The organism is Paenibacillus sp. J22P15 (assembly GCF_056269345.1).
On sequence record NZ_JBWDNT010000010.1, the window covers coordinates 66,988 to 84,916 of the forward strand.

The 17,929-nt window shown below is 46.2% G+C and carries 15 protein-coding genes; 2 read left to right on the forward strand and 13 right to left on the reverse strand.

Annotated elements, in window-relative coordinates:
* Nucleotides 1–64: 64 nt before the first annotated feature.
* Nucleotides 65–958: a helix-turn-helix domain-containing protein gene (locus AC0YN6_RS19820; protein ID WP_475748923.1), complete on the reverse strand. Its 894-nt coding sequence runs from the start codon at nt 956–958 to the stop codon at nt 65–67.
* 175 nt (nt 959–1,133) lie between these two features.
* Between AC0YN6_RS19820 and AC0YN6_RS19825 the strand changes: the two genes are divergently transcribed.
* Nucleotides 1,134–2,891 (forward strand): glycoside hydrolase family 35 protein, encoded by a 1,758-nt coding sequence (locus tag AC0YN6_RS19825; RefSeq protein ID WP_475748925.1) that lies wholly within the window; start codon nt 1,134–1,136, stop codon nt 2,889–2,891.
* Between the two features lie 584 nt (nt 2,892–3,475).
* Here AC0YN6_RS19825 and AC0YN6_RS19830 read toward each other — a convergent pair.
* The 11 genes from AC0YN6_RS19830 to AC0YN6_RS19880 form a co-directional block, all read right to left on the reverse strand.
* Complete coding sequence (locus AC0YN6_RS19830) at nt 3,476–4,486, reverse strand: LacI family DNA-binding transcriptional regulator (protein ID WP_475748927.1); 1,011 nt, start codon at nt 4,484–4,486, stop codon at nt 3,476–3,478.
* Nucleotides 4,487–4,605: 119 nt separating this feature from the next.
* Nucleotides 4,606–5,421: a 5-deoxy-glucuronate isomerase gene (iolB, locus tag AC0YN6_RS19835; RefSeq protein WP_475748928.1), complete on the reverse strand. Its 816-nt coding sequence runs from the start codon at nt 5,419–5,421 to the stop codon at nt 4,606–4,608.
* A 4-nt stretch (nt 5,422–5,425) separates the two neighbouring features.
* A complete protein-coding gene (iolG, locus tag AC0YN6_RS19840) occupies nt 5,426–6,457 on the reverse strand; it encodes an inositol 2-dehydrogenase (RefSeq protein ID WP_475748929.1) in 1,032 nt (343 codons plus the stop codon).
* A gap of 44 nt (nt 6,458–6,501) precedes the next feature.
* Nucleotides 6,502–7,947, reverse strand: a complete 1,446-nt coding sequence (locus tag AC0YN6_RS19845) for a CoA-acylating methylmalonate-semialdehyde dehydrogenase (RefSeq protein WP_475748931.1) — start codon at nt 7,945–7,947, stop codon at nt 6,502–6,504.
* A gap of 54 nt (nt 7,948–8,001) precedes the next feature.
* A complete protein-coding gene (gene iolC, locus AC0YN6_RS19850) occupies nt 8,002–9,012 on the reverse strand; it encodes a 5-dehydro-2-deoxygluconokinase (RefSeq protein ID WP_475748932.1) in 1,011 nt (336 codons plus the stop codon).
* Nucleotide 9,013: 1 nt separating this feature from the next.
* Entirely contained in the window at nt 9,014–9,925 is a 912-nt protein-coding gene (iolE, locus tag AC0YN6_RS19855; protein WP_475748934.1) for a myo-inosose-2 dehydratase, read from the reverse strand.
* 12 nt (nt 9,926–9,937) lie between these two features.
* Nucleotides 9,938–11,803 (reverse strand): 3D-(3,5/4)-trihydroxycyclohexane-1,2-dione acylhydrolase (decyclizing), encoded by a 1,866-nt coding sequence (iolD, locus tag AC0YN6_RS19860; RefSeq protein WP_475748935.1) that lies wholly within the window; start codon nt 11,801–11,803, stop codon nt 9,938–9,940.
* A gap of 292 nt (nt 11,804–12,095) precedes the next feature.
* On the reverse strand, nt 12,096–13,121 hold the full coding sequence (gene iolG, locus AC0YN6_RS19865) for an inositol 2-dehydrogenase (RefSeq protein ID WP_475748937.1): 1,026 nt from the start codon (nt 13,119–13,121) through the stop codon (nt 12,096–12,098).
* A gap of 350 nt (nt 13,122–13,471) precedes the next feature.
* Nucleotides 13,472–13,735, reverse strand: a complete 264-nt coding sequence (locus AC0YN6_RS19870) for a hypothetical protein (RefSeq protein WP_475748938.1) — start codon at nt 13,733–13,735, stop codon at nt 13,472–13,474.
* A gap of 10 nt (nt 13,736–13,745) precedes the next feature.
* A complete protein-coding gene (locus AC0YN6_RS19875) occupies nt 13,746–13,904 on the reverse strand; it encodes a hypothetical protein (RefSeq protein ID WP_475748939.1) in 159 nt (52 codons plus the stop codon).
* Between the two features lie 270 nt (nt 13,905–14,174).
* Complete coding sequence (locus tag AC0YN6_RS19880) at nt 14,175–15,632, reverse strand: sulfatase family protein (protein ID WP_475748941.1); 1,458 nt, start codon at nt 15,630–15,632, stop codon at nt 14,175–14,177.
* A gap of 303 nt (nt 15,633–15,935) precedes the next feature.
* On the opposite strand from AC0YN6_RS19880, the gene AC0YN6_RS19885 reads away from it, so the two are divergent.
* Nucleotides 15,936–16,739: a helix-turn-helix domain-containing protein gene (locus AC0YN6_RS19885; RefSeq protein ID WP_475748942.1), complete on the forward strand. Its 804-nt coding sequence runs from the start codon at nt 15,936–15,938 to the stop codon at nt 16,737–16,739.
* A gap of 117 nt (nt 16,740–16,856) precedes the next feature.
* On the opposite strand, the gene AC0YN6_RS19890 is transcribed toward AC0YN6_RS19885, so the two are convergent.
* On the reverse strand, nt 16,857–17,870 hold the full coding sequence (locus AC0YN6_RS19890; RefSeq protein WP_475748944.1) for a substrate-binding domain-containing protein: 1,014 nt from the start codon (nt 17,868–17,870) through the stop codon (nt 16,857–16,859).
* Nucleotides 17,871–17,929: the final 59 nt, after the last annotated feature.

A 17,929-nucleotide genomic window follows, 5' to 3' on the forward strand; every position in this document is an offset into this window, starting at 1 on the left:
TTATACAGAAAATCCTGAACTTGAGATTCAAGCGAATATGAGCACACAATATTAACAATAGAGATTACCTGCCCTCGTTGCTTTGAGAACGAACAAATTTCGGTCGAAATGCACTAGGCGGTTTGCCTGTCCACCGACGGAATTGTCTAGAAAAGTGGCTTGCAGACTGAAATCCAAGCTGTTCAGCTAGCTCTTCCATCGTATAGGTCGAATGCACAAGCAAATGCTTCGCCTGATTAAGCACAATTTTACTCCTATACTGTCGCGGCGATTCCCCATAAACCTTAGTAAATATATGCGTGCAGCGTCCGCGACTAATCCCTAATGAGGCAGCAATTTCAGCTACTCCTTCATTATTTCCATTCCGTAGTTTGTCTTCAATCTCATGGGCTAGCTCAGTTTCAAATATGGAGGCATTATGCATCTTATCATCACTCATCAGAATCGGACTAATCGTTTTTTCGCTGTACTTTATAAATTCACTAATGATCCCTATAGTGTGAGATTGGATAATAAGGCGATTATAAGCTTTATCGTCTTCAACTGTATCTATTCGATTATTGTGCAAAAGAGCATTTTCAATAGCGTTAACATGTGACAGTAAAGATAGTTGAGTTGCCTCTTCTGCCTTAATGATCACATAATCCGTTTTGCATAATCGTGCACGAATAATCGGGTCATCCAGGTCGAAATGTAAATTAAAGAAACGATAAACGGATGTTGAGTTATTCTCAGAAGCATGTATAATTCCAGACTTTATTAATATCCAATCCCCACTGCTAAACGTAAAAACATGGTCACCTATCGCTTGCTTTATCTCTCCATTCTTACAATGCAATAGTTCAAAGAGATTATGATGATGTCGTGGAAAAGACCAATTCGGATGAAAATTCCCTACATGACAGCCGATAATCTGTAGCGTACTCGTTAAGTTAGGGAGTGAATAATTAATATCCATTTTATATGGACCTCCTTACGTACAATGTTTCAAGTATCTTATTATAACGTAACTCCCTCTGAACAAAAGGTCAAATAATATCTACTTTTGTCCATTTGTTTGATAATGCTTTTCCGCTTAAAATGGGAAGTATCACTACGAAGCGCGCACCCACTTAGAATTGGAGGTCACATAGATGACTGTGTTAACTGTACAAAATGATCAATTTAATTACGATGACAAGCCTATTCGCTTAATTTCCGGAGCTATCCATTACTTTAGAGTCGTGCCTGAATATTGGTATGATCGTTTATTGAAACTAAAGGCATGTGGCTTTAATACAGTAGAAACTTATATTCCATGGAATTTCCATGAACCTACACCTGGTAAGTTTAACTTTGATGGTATGGCTGATGTTGAAGGCTTTATTCGATTAGCAGGCGAACTAGATTTGCATGTCATCGTACGCCCGAGTCCATATATTTGCGCAGAATGGGAATTCGGTGGATTACCTGCATGGCTGCTTGCAGATCGAGAGATACAACTTCGTTGTATGAACCGCCCATATCTTGAAAAAGTGGACGCATATTACGATGAACTATTGCCAAGACTGAAACCATTACTTTCCACAAATGGTGGCCCTATTATTGCTATGCAAGTAGAGAATGAATATGGAAGCTATGGTAACGATACAGAATATCTACAATATTTAGAGCAAGCTATGATAAGTCGTGGAATTGACGTATTATTATTCACTTCTGATGGACCAGAGAATCATATGCTTCAAGGTGGAATGGTTCCAAATGTTCTAGAAACTGCGAATTTCGGTTCAAGAGCAGAAGAGTCTTTCGAGATGCTTCGTCGATATCAACCACAAGGCCCACTTATGTGTATGGAATACTGGAATGGTTGGTTTGATCACTGGGGTGAAGAACATCATATTCGTAATGGTGATGAAGTGGCTCAAGTATTTGAGGATATGCTTTCTTTAGGGGCCTCTGTGAATTTCTATATGTTCCATGGCGGCACTAATTTTGGTTTCACTAGCGGAGCGAATGGCTTAGAACGAGATCATTATGAGCCTACGGTTACAAGCTATGATTATAACGCACCATTGAGTGAAGCTGGCGATCCTACTGAGAAATACTTTGCAATACGCGATATTATAGCGAAATATACAGATCTTCCTGAGATGGAAGTTCCTAAAGCTTTGCCTAAGCAAGCCTATGGAACTGTGCTTGCTACTAGCAATGCCGTCTTATTTGATCAGTTACACCAATTGTCTGTACCAGTAAAATCTGTCACTCCAGAGCCAATGGAGCGTTACGGACAAAATAACGGATTTATCCTATATGAAACATTTATTACAGGACCACGTGAAGAAAAAGAACTAATTATTCAAGATTGCCACGACCGAGCACTTATATTCTTGAATGATGAATTTAAAGGAATCATCGAGAGATGGGATTCCAGTAAAAAAGTAAAATTTGAAGTGCCAAATGGTGGCGCACGTCTGCGAATTTTAGTTGAGAATATGGGGCGTATCAACTACGGACCATTTCTAGCTGATCGTAAAGGTATTACCGAAGGAGTTCGTCACGGCAATCAATTCCTCTATGGATGGACTGTTTGGACATTGCCACTTGACGACTTGAAACCTTTAAACTTTGCTGCGATAGAGAAGACAACAACAAATGGTCCAGCATTTTATCGTGCAGAATTACGCATTGAAAATGCACCAGCAGATACATTCTTGAAGTTGGAAGGATGGTCTAAAGGGGTAGTGTACGTTAATGGATTCAATATAGGTCGATATTGGAAAGCTGGTCCACAGCAGACACTTTACATTCCTGCACCGCTTCTACGTCAAGGCAACAATGAAATCATTGTATTTGACATTGACGGAACAGATAGCTTAGAGTTACAGTTTGTTGATCAACCGGAGTTGGGATAATGCTCATAGCATTACAATCAACAACGATGTAGCGTCAATTCAGCCTAAGAGATCTCTCTCTACCACGACAAAGAGCCCTTGCGTAGCAAGGGCTCTTTGTCAGAATTTATATTCTCTTCATTCACACTGTCTACTCCACATGTCTTGATTGTAGGTCGCAGACGCTTTAAAAAGATGTGGTGATGTTTACCCGGACCACCACCTAAAATCTTTACAACGAAATCAAATCAGTGATAGCATTGCATAACTCTTTAGATATTGGAACTGAAAGTAGCGATCCGGTCCGCACAATAATGGCATGCAGAATTAGCGATAAATCACGCTCAATTTGTATGTTGTCGTCTAATTGCAACTTTTCTTTAGAATTGTAGTGCTCTAACTTATGCAAGATGTATTTTCTATTTTTCGAGCTTAGAGTCTTCAAGGAAATCACTGGCGTTACGCCAGCTGAATACCGCAGACAGGCTAAAACATCTTAATCGGTTTGAGGTGCAAGCGTCTTTGAGAGCAAAAAAAATCCTGAATACTTAAAAAGTGTGGTATGCACTTTTTAAGTATTCAGGATTTACAGATTCCTGGCACAATTAATTTGTTGGTGTGCTTGTGGATTCCCGGACGACCAGCTTGGGTTGCATAACAATCCTTTGCTTAATTTCATCCGTGTCCTCCGTGCTGCGAATCAACAAATCGAACGCCAGCTTGACCATTTGATCCATCGGCTGGGCGATCGTCGTAAGCTCTGGATTCGTCACGGTAGACAGAATCGTATCATCAAAGCCGATAATCGACAGCTGCTCAGGTACCCGTACTCCTGCTTCCTTGGCGGCTTGCAATGCACCGATTGCAAGCAAATCGTTGCAGCAAAATATAGCCGACGGAATGTTTTCCCCGTGGATTAGCGACGCAGCCGCTCGTTTTCCATCTTTAATGCTGGAATCGCATGATAAAATGTCGGCATCGTCTAAGGCAATTCCAGCCTCGAACAATGTGAATCTAAAGCCTCTTACCCGCTCGAGGCTGCTGGTTACTTTAAAACTTTCAGATAACACTGCCATTCGTCGATGGCCTTCGCCAATCAAATGCTCGGCGGCAAGCGACCCGCCTTTGAAATCGTCCGTCAGCACGCTGTGAACCGGCATCGCGACGGCTTCCCTGGCAATCATAACGATTGGCAGGGATTTTTCTGCCAGCTGCGTCAATATATCTGCATTTTCCACGCCGGTTCCGATTAAAATACCGTCTACGCTTTTTTGCTCCAGCAGCCGAATATATTTCTCTACCCGATCATCCTTGTTGTCTGTGCTGCAGACGATGACGCTATATCCTTCGGAATGCGCCAAATCCTCCACAGAACGGGCAATCTCGGAGAAAAAGGGGTTGGATACATCGGGAATGAGCAGGCCAATTGTGTACGTTTTCTTTCCCATCAACGCCGAAGCGATTACGCTCGGCCGGTACTGGAGACGTTCCATTATCTTAAATATTTCATCCCGCGTTTTCTTGCTTACTTTTCCTTTGCTGTTTATCGCATTGGAGACGGTCGCGATGGAAACGCCTGCCTCCTTGGCAACATCATATATCGTGGTCGCTTTCATGCCCAACCTCATTATTGTCGGATGTTAAGGATAGGCTGTAAGCCCCCTTACCCGGATATTATCCGATTTATTCGCTAAATTTGCAATCGATTTGCGAACGATTTGCAAATAAACGGTGACTACGGCTGCTGCCTGGTTGCGATCCAAGCATGATCCGGATCGTTATGGAACTTCCAGATGCGGGTTGGACCCGCCATAACGTTAAGATAGTAGACCTGATAGCCCGGAGGCGCCGAAACTGGATGATACCCTTGCGGAACAAGCACCGCTTCACCGTCTTTGACCGCCAAAGTCTCGTCAAGCGAGCGATCATCCGTGTAGACGCGTTGGATGGCGAAGCCCTGCTCAGGCTGTACATGGTAATAGTAGGTTTCCTCCAGCAGCGACTCCTCGGGAAGTGCGTCGCGATCATGCTTGTGGGGCGGGTAACTGGACCAATGTCCTTCCGGCGTAAACACTTCAACGACAAGCAGACTGTCAGCAGGCTCTTGCTCGGGCAAAATATTGTGAATATGCCGCTGCGTCGTTCCCGTTCCGCGAACCTCGACACCGACGTCTCCCGGCGCGATAAGGCGCGCGGGATGGTTGCCTTTTCCAGGCGCTTCGCATACGGCAAGCTCCACTTGCGTAAGGGCCTCCATCTCGTATCGGTCGTCGCTTGGCACGTAGACGGAATAAGGAGGCGTTTGCTCAAAGACGCTCATTCTTTGGCCGATATTCGTCCATGCGGATTTAGCCGTTGTCACGTTGGCTAATCCGCCGAGCAGCACTAGGCAAACTTCATTCTCTCCTGTTGCTCGGCTTAACTTTTCCCCCGGATTCAATTGGTAAACTTCGAAGCCGACATAGCTCCAGCCTGCCGTTTCTGGAGTAATCGAAAGTACGGGAGTAAGTCCCGAAGCTTGACGCTGCGGACTAACGATTAGATTGCTCATTCGATTACACCCCTTCTTTCAATTTCAAAAGCTCCGAGAGCTTCACACTGCGGTTTTCGCGCAGTGAAAGCTTCGCTGCGAGCGCGATTCTCTCTGCCAGGCATGCATCCACTCCGCTAACCGAAACTTCGCCTCCGTGAAGCAAAACATTGATAAACTGCTCTGTTTCTTCAATATAAGCGATATTGTAGCGCTCTAGGAAGAAATGAAGCGGCTTCTCGCTGATGACGCCTTCTTCCGTGCTGAGCACAGCCGTATTAGGGTGATCGTTCGTTGCTGCCACGGCGCCTTTCGAGCCGAATACTTCGGCACGCTGATCATAGCCATACACTGCCTTGCGACTGCAATCGATAACGCCAAGCGCGCCGTTTGCGAATCTGAGCGTCACAATTGCCGTATCGACGTCGTCGTGCTTGCCGAATACTGGGTCAATAAGAACGCTGCCTAGTGCGTTTACTTCTACTACCTCGCTGCCCGATAGAAAACGAGCCATGTCGAAATCATGGATCATCATATCCATGAAAATACCGCCCGATACTTTAATATAGGCTTCCGGTGGAGGTGCAGGGTCGCGGGAAGTAATCTTGATTAGTTGCGTTTCGCCGATCGCTCCAGCCTGGACATGCTCGCGGATTCGCTTGAAGTTATGATCGAAGCGGCGGTTAAAGCCAACTTGAAGGTGAACGCCGGCTTTGCGAACCTCTTCCAGCGCTTCCTCCGTTTGCCGTATGTCCATGCTAACCGGCTTTTCGCAAAAAATATGCTTGCCCTGCTGAGCAGCACTTTTAATGAGAGGCACATGCGTATCCGTGGAAGAGCAAATGAATACAGCGTCTATGTCCGGATTTGCCAACAGCTCTTCGCTGTCCTTCGTCACGATGGGAATGCCTCTTTCCAGCGCCCACTCGGTCAGCTCTGGACCAGCAAACAGATCGCTTATCGCTACGATTTCTGCTTGTGGGTGTCTCCTCAAATTGTCGGCATGGATTTTGCCGATTCTCCCTGCACCGATGATGCCGATCCTAATTTTTTTCATATTCGTCCGCCTTTCTCTTGTCTCGAACTGCCGAATAGCCGCGATTACCAGCGAGCGGTCACCATTTTTTTGCGGGTATAGAACTCTACGCCGTCCGTGCCGTTCGCATGAAGGTCGCCGTAGAACGATTTTTTCCAGCCCGAAAATGGGAAAAATGCCATTGGAGCCGGTACGCCAAGGTTAATGCCAAGCATGCCTGCGTCAATCGTCTCGCGAAATTGTCGCACGCTGCTGCCGTTGCTTGTGAACAAGCAAGCGCCATTGGCGAATTCCGAACGGTTTGCGATCACAATTGCCTCTTCCAGTGTTTCTGCTCTCATAACGGACAGGACAGGAGCGAAAATCTCATCTTTCCAAATTTTCATCTCGGAGCTAACTTGATCGAAAATCGTCGGACCTATGAAATAGCCGGCCGATTGGGTAGCTGCATCTTTGCGGCCATCACGCACGAGCAAGCCGCCTTCGGTTTCACCGGATTCAATATAGCCGATCGTTCTTTCCTTATGGGGAGCGCGAATAACGGGACCAAGGAACGTTCCTTCTTCCAGTCCGTTACCGATGGTAATGTTGTCCGCCGCTTCGGACAACCGGCGTACCAGCTCATCGCCAACATCGCCTACTGCAATTACGACGGCACAAGCCATGCAGCGCTCGCCCGCAGAGCCAAATGCCGCGCTGACGATTTCTTTAACGGTAAGGTTAAGATCCGCGTCTGGCATCACGATGGAATGGTTTTTGGCGCCGGCAAGCGCTTGAACCCTTTTACCGTAAGAAGTGCCCGTTTTGTACACATATTCAGCAACCGGCTGTGAGCCGACGAAAGAAATAGCCTGTACGTTCGGGTGCTTCAAAATGCCGTTAACCACTTCATGCGCGCCGTGGACGACATTAAGCACGCCGGGTGGTAATCCAGCCTCATGGAACAGCTCTACAAGACGGTTAGCCAGTAGCGGCGTACGCTCCGATGGCTTCAGAACGAATGTGTTACCGCAAGCAATCGCGAGCGGGAACATCCAGCAAGGAACCATCATCGGGAAGTTGAATGGAGAGATCCCTCCAACGACGCCGATCGGGTAACGATACATGCCAGATTCCAAATTCGTTGCAATATCAGGCAGCTGCTTGCCCATCATGAGCGTCGGAGTTCCTGCAGCGAACTCGACGCACTCGATGCCGCGAAGCACTTCACCGTACGCTTCGGCATAGCTTTTGCCATTCTCTGTCGTAATAAGGCGTGCAAGCTCTTCCCAATGATCAATGAGAAGCTGCTGGTATTTAAACAATACGCGAGCACGTTTTGGAACCGGCGTCTTGCTCCAGCTCTCGAATGCATGTCTTGCCGTTTGAACAGCCGCGTCCACATCCGCCTCGGATGAGAGCGGGACTTTCGCCAAAATTTCCTCGGTTGCAGGATTAAATACATTGTCGTACTTTTCCGTCGATGCCTCGACCCATTGACCGCCAATCCAGTTTTTAAGCATAGTCGTCATGTTATTCCCTCGTTTCTTCAAGTTGTAAGCTTGCAAGGCGATAAACCTGGAAATCTAACTTGCGGTAATTTCACCGCGATTGCAGCGTTCGATGTAATCATTGACTTGCTCTACCGTTGGCATCGCATCCGAGCAGCTATGGCTGGAGATGACGATACATGCTGCCGCGCTTCCGAATTCCATGCTTTTCTCTAGCGTACTGCCAGACATTATTCCGTAAAGGAAGCCTGCCGCATAGGAATCGCCTGCCCCAAATGTTTTGACAACTTTAGCCGGATATGATTTCGCACGATGCTCCAAACCGTCCGTCGTATAGGCGATTGAGCCTTCTTTGCCATGCTTGATAATGACGATTTTAGCGGAATGATTGAACCATTTGGAAGCGGTGAACCGGTCGCTGTGTTCCACGTTTTGCTCGAATCGCTCCATGCTGTCGAACTCTTCACGAGTTCCAATGATGATGTCGCTTTTTTCTGCCGCTAAGTTGTAGTAAACGGCTGTTTCTTCCGAAGAAGTCCATGTATAAGGCCGGAAATCGATATCAAAAATAACAATTGTGCCATGCTTGCGTGCATAATCCAATGCCAGAAGCACAGCTTCCCGTGAAGGACTCGCCGCCAGCGCCGTGCCGGAGACGAGCAGCGCTTTGCTGTCCGCGATGAGCGACTCGCTCACTTCCAGCGGATTCAGGAGCAAATCGGCAGCGTTGTCCCGGTACATGAGGATACTGCATTCCGATGGGCTTTTAATCTCGGTAAAAGCAAGGCCAGTAACGGCCCCTGTATTGTCTGTCACGACATTGCTTGTATCAATGCCCTCATTGTCGAGATAGTTCCGGATGAATCTGCCCATCTGATCGTTTGCGATTTTGCCGATAAACGCTGTCTTGTTGCCAAGCCGGCTCATTCCGATTGCAATATTCGCCGGTGATCCGCCTACGTATTTGGTAAACGTCATGGTTTGCTCCATTGGACGGTTGATCTCGTTCGCATTGAGATCGATGCAAAGACGGCCAATCGCCGTGAAGTCAAACTTCCTGTCGGAAGGGAATGCAAGGGTTGACAATTTACTCACTCTCCTTCTCGCCCATTAAGGAGCCGAGGTACTCGATAGCTCTGGCCGCATACTCTCGTGCCGGATACTCGCCCGGATCCTGCTCGCCCTCCAGCAGCGCCCAGCCATCGTAATTCCGTTCGAGAAGCTCCTTCAAGATCGGCCCAAAATCGATATTCCCGTCACCCGGGACGGTAAACACTCCGTTGCGGATACAAGTGACAAAATCGACGCCTGAAGCTTTCGCTTCCTTAAGTCGATTCACGCGCACATCCTTCAGATGAATATAGGCGACCCGGTCATAATGCTTGCGAAGCAGCGCCGCTGGATCTGCCCCACCGTACAACGCGTGACCTGAATCAAATAGAAGGAACACGGCTTTCGGATCGGTCAAAGCCATCAGCTTGTCGATTTCATCCGGGCTCTCGACCGCCGTTCCGCCATGATGGTGGTACGTCAGCTTCAACCCGTATTCCAGCGCGATTTTACCAGCGGCGTTCAAGCCTTCAGCCAGGCTCGCCCAGCCAGCCTCATCGAGGCGGATCACTTCGGTTTCATTCGGCGTGCGGCGTGGATCAAAATGCAGCGATCCTCCAACCTCGCACGTACTGATGACCTTACTTCCCATCTGCTGCAAAAACTCGGTATGCTTACGGAAAGCTTCCAGCTCCGCTTCCCGGTAGGCTGGATCTGAGAACAGCACAGATTTCCATTGGGAGACGAGCTGGATATCCCGTTTCGAAAGCTCTCGCTTAAGCAGCTCGATATCAGTGGGAAACTTTCTGCCCATCTCCGTTCCCCTCAAGCCAAGCGCCTGAATGTCGTCCAAAATTTGCTCGTAAGTCGTATGCTCGCCATGCTCTTTTACGTCTTCGCCGACCCAATTGATCGGATGGACACCTAAATGAAAAGGAAACAACGCCATTTATAAATCCTCCTAATAGGCTTTTGCTTGTACCAGCTTTTTGTTCATTTCATTATGCGCTGCAACGACCTTTGCACTCTCCGATACGGCTGGAACGCCAACGTTCCACCACGACTCATAGCCGCCCGTATTCGTGCCGGCCAGAACGGGAATCTCGATCAGCGTCGTGCGCGTTTCCGCCTTCGCTTTCTTCAGCGCTTTGCGAAGCTCCTCCGCATTGGATGCTTTGTAGGAAGCTAAACCCAAGCTGCGGGCATGGGCCGCAAAGTCGATTGGCAATGGTTGGCCCGTATAACGGCCAGTCTCTGGCTGGCGGTAGCGGAATTCATTGCCGAAGCCGTCACTGCCATGGCCGCGCTGCAGATTATGAATGCATTGGTAGCCATGGTTATCGAACAACAGTACAGTTAGTTTTCTTCCTTCCTGCAAGCTCGTCACTAGCTCGGAGTGAAGCATCAAATAACCTCCGTCTCCCACGAGGGCGTAAACCTCCCGGTCCGGTTCCGCCAGCGCAGCGCCAAACGCGCCGCTCACCTCGTATCCCATGCAAGAGAATCCATACTCCATGTGATAACCGCCAGGCGAGCCAACCCGCCACAAGCGTTGAAGGTCGCCCGGCAGGCTGCCTGCTGCACAGACGATTACGGCATCATCATCAATGGTTTCATTGATAACGCCGAGCGCCTGCGTTTGCGCAAAGCCCTCTTCCAGCTCCAGCGAATACAACCTGTCAATTTCGGCATTCCATTCCGTATTAACATCAGCAATCTCGCCGTCTGTATAGCCAGATGCATAACCAGCCTCCACAAGTCCTTCTGCCAACAGGCGGATTGCTTCCTTCGCATCCCCCGCTAGTGCCGTACCTTCCAGCTTTGCCGCATCCATACGGTTGATATTAATATTTAGAAATTGGACTTCCTGATGAGGGAATGCCGATTTGGAGGACGTCGTAAAGTCAGAATATCGCGTTCCGATTCCAATGATCAGATCTGCTTCTTTAGCCAGCTTGTTTGCTGCCAATCCTCCGGTTACGCCAATGCCTCCAACGTTTAGCGGATGATTCCAAGGCAAGGAGCCTTTGCCCGCTTGCGTCTCGGCGACTGGAATATCGAATTTTTCAGCGAATGCGGCAAGTGCCTCCGTCGCGAAGGAATACTGCACGCCCCCGCCCGCTATGATAAGCGGTTTGCGTTTTGAATCAACGAGTGCAACCGCGCGTTTCAGCGCGTCCGTCGATGGCTGCTGGCGATCCACGACATGTACCCGTTTCTCAAAGAAGGACGCCGGATAATCGTATGCTTCCGCCTGAACATCCTGTGGCAAAGCTAGCGTAACCGTTCCGGTATCCGCTGGATCCGTCAATACCCGCATCGCTTGAAGGGCTGCGCTCATCAATTGCTCAGGACGGACGATGCGATCCCAATATTTGCTCACCGGCTTGAAGCAATCTGTTGCCGATATGGTGTAGTCATGTCCCGCTTCCAATTGCTGCAGCACCGGATCCGGCTGCCTCGATGCAAAGTTATCTCCCGGAAGGAGCAGCAGCGGGATGCGGTTAACCGTCGCTGTTCCTGCTGCAGTTACCATATTCAAAGCGCCGGGACCGATCGAAGCCGTGCAAGCGTAGATGCTTGTGCGGTTTAATTGCTTGGCATAAGCGGTTGCCGCATGTGCCATTCCTTGTTCGTTTTTTCCTTGCACGAAAACCAGATTACCCGGGCTGCGTTCCAACGCTTCGCCGATTCCCGTCACGTTTCCGTGACCGAAAATGCCCATGACACCAGCTACGAACTTTGTTTCTACTCCGTCAATAGAAATGTACTGCTGATCGAGAAATTTCAATAAGGCCTGTGCCATTGTTAAGCGGATTGTGCTCATAGAATCCTCCTCGAATATAAAGTTAAGCGCTTTTTATATAAACGCTTTCAAAATAAAAATAATTAATATAATTATATAAGGTAAAGCGCTTAATCTATTTATAACATATTGGCACTGAGCAAATCAATCATAATTTTAGGAGGAATTTTCCAACATGGCCAATTCCGATCTTCTGCCTCACTAGGACACTGCACTTCGAGTTTCACCTCCAAAAGTAGATGAATGGCCGCAGCCTGTTAAATAAAACAAGCTGACGCCGTTAGATTTACGGCGCCAGCTTGCAGCATAGGGTTTATAAACTGTTAGCTTCATTTTGAGTCCAAGAAATTTTTCTTTCCGTTTCAAACGATTTTTTTGCGGACAGTGCGATTTCCAGTGCTATCTTGCCATCAATCTCGCTGACTGCCGGTTTTTTATTATTTCTTAAACAACTGATAAAATGATCTATTTCCTTTAAATAGGCATCTTTAAAACGCTCTGGAAACGCCGGAATAATATCATGTGTATTTCCGCTCTTTGTTAATATTTGAATATCATGATACCGTAACGATCCAATTAGTATACTTCCTTCGCTGCCTATGACTTCTCCTCTAATATCGTAACCGTAAAATGCATTCCGGCTAGCTTCTATATCTGCAGCCGCACCAGAGTCGAAGGTTAAATAAGTGATCGCTTGGTCTACGTCATTATACGGTTTCATAAAGGAATGGAGCAGAATGTCCCCATGTGCGGAAACGGAAGTTACCTCCGCATTTAACAAATACCTGGCGATATCATAATCATGTATCGACATATCTAAGAAGATACCCCCGCTATTTTTTATAAACTCGGCTGGGGGAGAACCAGGATCACGGGATACGCCTTTAAAATATAGGGGTGTTCCGATATCCCCTGCTTGTATTCTATTACGAGCTTCAATGTAAGCGCTATCAAACCTCCTCATAAAACCAACCTGACAAAAAACGTTGTTGTCTTTGATGGTTTGAATGACTCTATCGGCTTCCTCTAAATCATTGGTAAGCGGTTTTTCAACAAAAATGTGTTTCTTGTGCTTTGCGGCTATTTCAATCATTTCAGCGTGGGTGCTTGTCGGTGTTGCTATTATAACCGCGTCAATGGTTGGATCTTCGAAAACTTCGTTATAGTTCTTAGTTGATTTTTCTATGTTCAATTCACGGGCAACTTTTTCGGCCTGATTGCCGAATGGATCTACAACACATACTAGATTTGCTCCTCTCACTCTTGTTGCCAAATTTTCGGCGTGCCAATAACCGAGCCGTCCTAAACCAAGAACAGCACAACGAACTTGCTCTTTCATAATCTCTCACTCCCTAGTTTTATTAAGGATGCTATTCTCCTCTTGTATTTAAGGATATCTCCGCAAACGGATAGTAAACACTCATTTTTGTGATTAAAAATTTATCAATTTCTCAGGGCGGACGATGCGATCCCAATATTTGCTCACCGGCTTGAAGCAATCTGTTGCCGATATGGTGTAGTCATGTATAAAAGGTAAAGCGCTTAATCTATTTATAACATATTGGCACTGAGCAAATCAATCATAATTTTAGGAGGAATTTTCCAACATGGCCAATTCCAATCTTCTGCCTCACTAGGACACTGCACTTCGAGTTTCACCTCCAAAAGTAGATGAATGGCCGCAGCCTGTTAAATAATACAAGCTGACGCCGTTAGATTTACGGCGCCAGCTTGAAGCATAGGGTTTATAAATTTTTTACCATTTAGGATAGCTTCTTTACCTGCCGATACCCTATGTTTTTCAGGATTTTCGTTATCAATACGGCGTGCCAATGAATCTGGATCAACATTAACACTAATCCCAAGCCGATCGATAATTAGATTGCGAATTGTGCTCTTACCGCTGCCATTATTCCTAGCGAATACAAACATAACATCAGTTGGTTCACTCATGATCATTTACCTATTTCTCAATTTGTTCGATATTCCCATTGCTATATTCTTTCACAAACTGTCCATCTTTTGTTTTATAAACAACATAGGTATCGTTAGCCTTAGCATCTAACTTCGCGCGATCTCCCGTTTGCTTTATCAGCTTTTGTAGATCCTGTATGCGATTCATAACTTCCCCCCGAGACCATTCAAAATTTATGATTAGCAACCTTATAACTGAAGTATATCACTGATCGTTTCCTTAAAAGACACAACCAGCAATAGCGTTCAAACAAAAAAAAAAGACTGCTCTAAAAGAACAGTCTAGATCAAAATTTTTTTACCGCATCACCTTATAAAACTCATGATAAAGCTTCATCAGAGCCCTTTTCTCAATCCGTGACACTTAACTACACTCAAGCTATAATGTAGATGTCATCTGCGCATATTCTCTAAACTCCTAAACTTCCCTTGGATGTCTTCTACGCAGCTCTTCGGCCCCGGCAGAACGGCCAGTTACATCCAGCCTTTCCGAGTACTCTTTCAAATAACCCTTCGCATGATACGGTCCCCCTTCTTTCATAACCGTCCATAAAGGATCTACATCATGCTTCATAGATGACATCATCTCATCGTGCCACTCGTTCAAATAATAAACTGCCTGCATACATAGTTCGCGATGCTGTGCTGCTATATTATGCTGTTCATAAGGGTCATCCTTTATGTTAAACAGCATTTCTTTGTCAAATAAATGATAGCCGTCGTGATAAGTCCGGATATAAAGCCAATCCCCAAAACGTACGCTGCGCTGGCATACATGGGCACACTGTGATACGACCAAATAATCGCGTCCTGCCTCAGCACCATCACGAATTGCGTTAGCATAACTTATTCCATCCCAAGTTTCGGCTGGTGCGAGTCCCATCATATCCGCCATTGTCGGCGGCAGGTCGAGATGGTAATGAAGGCCCGTATCCACTGTTCCGAATGTTTTGCTAGGCCAGCGAATGATCATTGGGATACGGCATGTCCCCTGATCTGCGGTGCCATGCTCGCCGTAAATACCGAGCTCGCCCATGTTTTCGCCATGATCAGCTGTAATAATAATGACAACATCGTCCATAATACCTTTTTGCTTCATTTTGCTTAAAATCATGCCGACATGCTCATCCATATACTTAATTCCGCAATCATAACCATCAATCATACGGCGCATATCCTTCATATCGGCGATTTCACCAGGATAACGCGGATACTGCGGATACGTCTCGCTGGTGTACATATTAATTTCTTTCGGACTATGCGGGCCTACCTTATTGCTGTGCTTGTCGAGCAAAGTTTCGTTAATCCACTCCGGAAGAGGCTCGTTCTCGAATGGATTGCCAAACTCCTCAGGTGCCCGATAAGGCGTATGCGGATCCCAATAATTCACGTAAAGCAGCCAATCATCCTGCTCCGCGTTGCGCTCCAGCCAGTCTAATACTACGGGAGTAACTTCTTCAGCTGATTCCATACCGCCTCTCCCTGTATTATGAATTTCGTTAAAGCCTGCATAGAATGTCCACGCGCTGTGTCTTTCCCCGAATGGACTGACTAATGTTGTTTTCAGGCCGGCCCTGCGAAATAGCGATGGGAAGCTGCTGCTATCGAGCTGACTTCTAAACATACGCGTTTCTCCATCATGACGAACATCGGCGGCAGTACCTCCATGACCGACAACACCATTATGGATGCCGAAGGTTCCTGTCATTAATGCCGTTCTTGAAGGAAAGCAAGGCGCATCCGACGTATAGTAATTCTCAAAACGAACCCCTTCCGCAGCGACACTGTCAATATGGGGTGAAGTATTACGGTGGTAGCCATAGCAGCCCAAATGATTTGGTTTCGTTGAATCCAGATCCAGTAATAATACTCTCATAGCTAAAACTCCTTTGATGATTTTTTTGCCCGGAAAAGAATATCTGCCCCGCGCATAGCCGCAGGTTGCTAAATTTTACGCATCTTATTGCCTTCCTTTTTTGTTAGCGCTTTCTAAACTGTGCTCTCATTATAGGATTTCAGATAAAGCCGCGTCTATGTACAAAATCAATATTAGATGTACGATTCAACGATCACTTGTAATCAATCTCTCATCGATTAGCTGATTTATATTGTGATTCCCCTTACAAACTGCTACTATTGTGCTATATCCATCCTATATTCAAGGAGAGCAGGGAAAAGTTTGTCAATCATTTATTCTGTACATTATGATGATTTCATTCCGAACTGGATAACGTTGCGAGAGCCTATTACGTATCATATTCTCGTTCTGATTGTTGAAGGTAAAGTGACTTACAATGTCAATGACATTGAAGTAATAGCAGAACGCGGCGACTTTATATACTTTCCCGAAGGAACAAGAAGATCCGGAGGTAACCACCCTTCCGGACCGCATAGAAAATACACTATACTTCTGACACCATCAAAGCCGTTAAACAGCGGCATACCGTTAATCAGCAATCAAAAATATGTAAAATTCAAACCTCACAATTTCCAATATATCTTGCTCCGCTTCGAAAGATTGTATGAGGAGATGCTAAACCGCGATGCCTATCAGGCTTTAGTCAGTGAAAGCATTTTGCATGAACTGCTCGGGCTTCTCTCAAGAGAAATGGAAAAACCAGAGGTTACGCCAATGAAGATCAAGTTTGCCCAGCTAATCAAGGAATACTTAATAGAGCATTACCGCGAGCAAATCAAGATCAAGCAGCTGGCGCAGCTTATTCAACGTTCGCCAAACTACACGATTGCTGTTTTTCGGGAAGTAATCGGCTCTTCGCCAATCAACTATATCCATCAGCTGCGCATTATGGAAGCTTGCAGCTTGCTCATTAATTCCGATATGACCGTTGCCCATATCTCCAATTATCTCGGCTACTATGATACCTCCTATTTTTTTCGTATTTTCAAAAAGTTTACATCGATGTCACCAACAGATTTTATCGCACGCGGCCATCATATTAATGTATCGCAGTTGTTTCTGTAACGGCCGTTTGAGTCCATTGCACATCGCATAATTTCCAATCAAAAAAGCCCGCATATGCAGGCCTTTCGAAAACAACAACATCATTTACCAATAGAATACGTTTCTAATCGGTCTACGTTATTCATATAGTACTGCCTTAACATCATCATTGTCGATGTTCGTTTTGTCATACCATACGAAGCCACTGTCGATTACAGGATCAACCGTTTCACCTTTTGCTGCCGCTACAGCCGCTTTAACCGTTTCGTAACCGATGCCGATCGGATTCTGAGAAACTGCGCCAGCCATCAAACCATTCTTTACTGCGTCTATTTGCGCTTTGCCGGAATCATAGCCTACAACTGTAATTTTTCCTTCTTTCTTCATTTCAGAAACTGCGTTGATTACCCCGATCGCAGAGCCTTCATTCGTACCGAAAATTCCTTTCAGATTCGGATAGGCCTGCATAATCGCCTTAGCTAAGTCGGTCGATTTCAGATGATCTCCTCCACCATATTGAACATCCACAACCTTGATATTCGGATACTTTTCTTTCATACGATTGACAAAGCCCTCACTTCGATCAATCCCCGTTTGGCTCGTTTGGTCATGTCCAATAACAGCAACTTCCCCTTCACCGCCGATAAGTTCAGCCATTTTATCTGCTGCGATACCTGCTGCTACAGCGTTATTCGTCGCTACCGTTGCCACTGGAATAGTGCTGTCAACACCTGAGTCGAAGGCAACAACAGGTATTCCACCTGCTTCTGCTTTCTTCAGTAAAGGAATTGATGCTTGACTGTCAAGAGCTGCAAAACCAATTGCACTTGGTTTCTTGTCCAGTGCAACTTGTAGCATTTCGAGTTGCTTATCAACTTGTGATTCATTCTCAGGACCTTCGAACGTAATTACAACGTCAAGCTCTGCCGCAGCTTTCTCAGCGCCGATCTTAACCGCTTGCCAGAATTGATGTTGGAATCCCTTGGAAACGACTGGAATGTACATCTTTTGTGTGCTGCTAGGTGCTTCAGATGCCTTCGAAGTCGCAGTTGCAGACGGCGATCCATTGTTGCCGCCGTTGTTCGAACTACATGCGCTTATAACCAATGCAAGTGATAATACTGCCAATACAAATAACTTTTTCATTTTCATATCCCCTTTTCGAATTGAGTGATAATGATGTTTTATACATATAATCTCCAATGGAGACG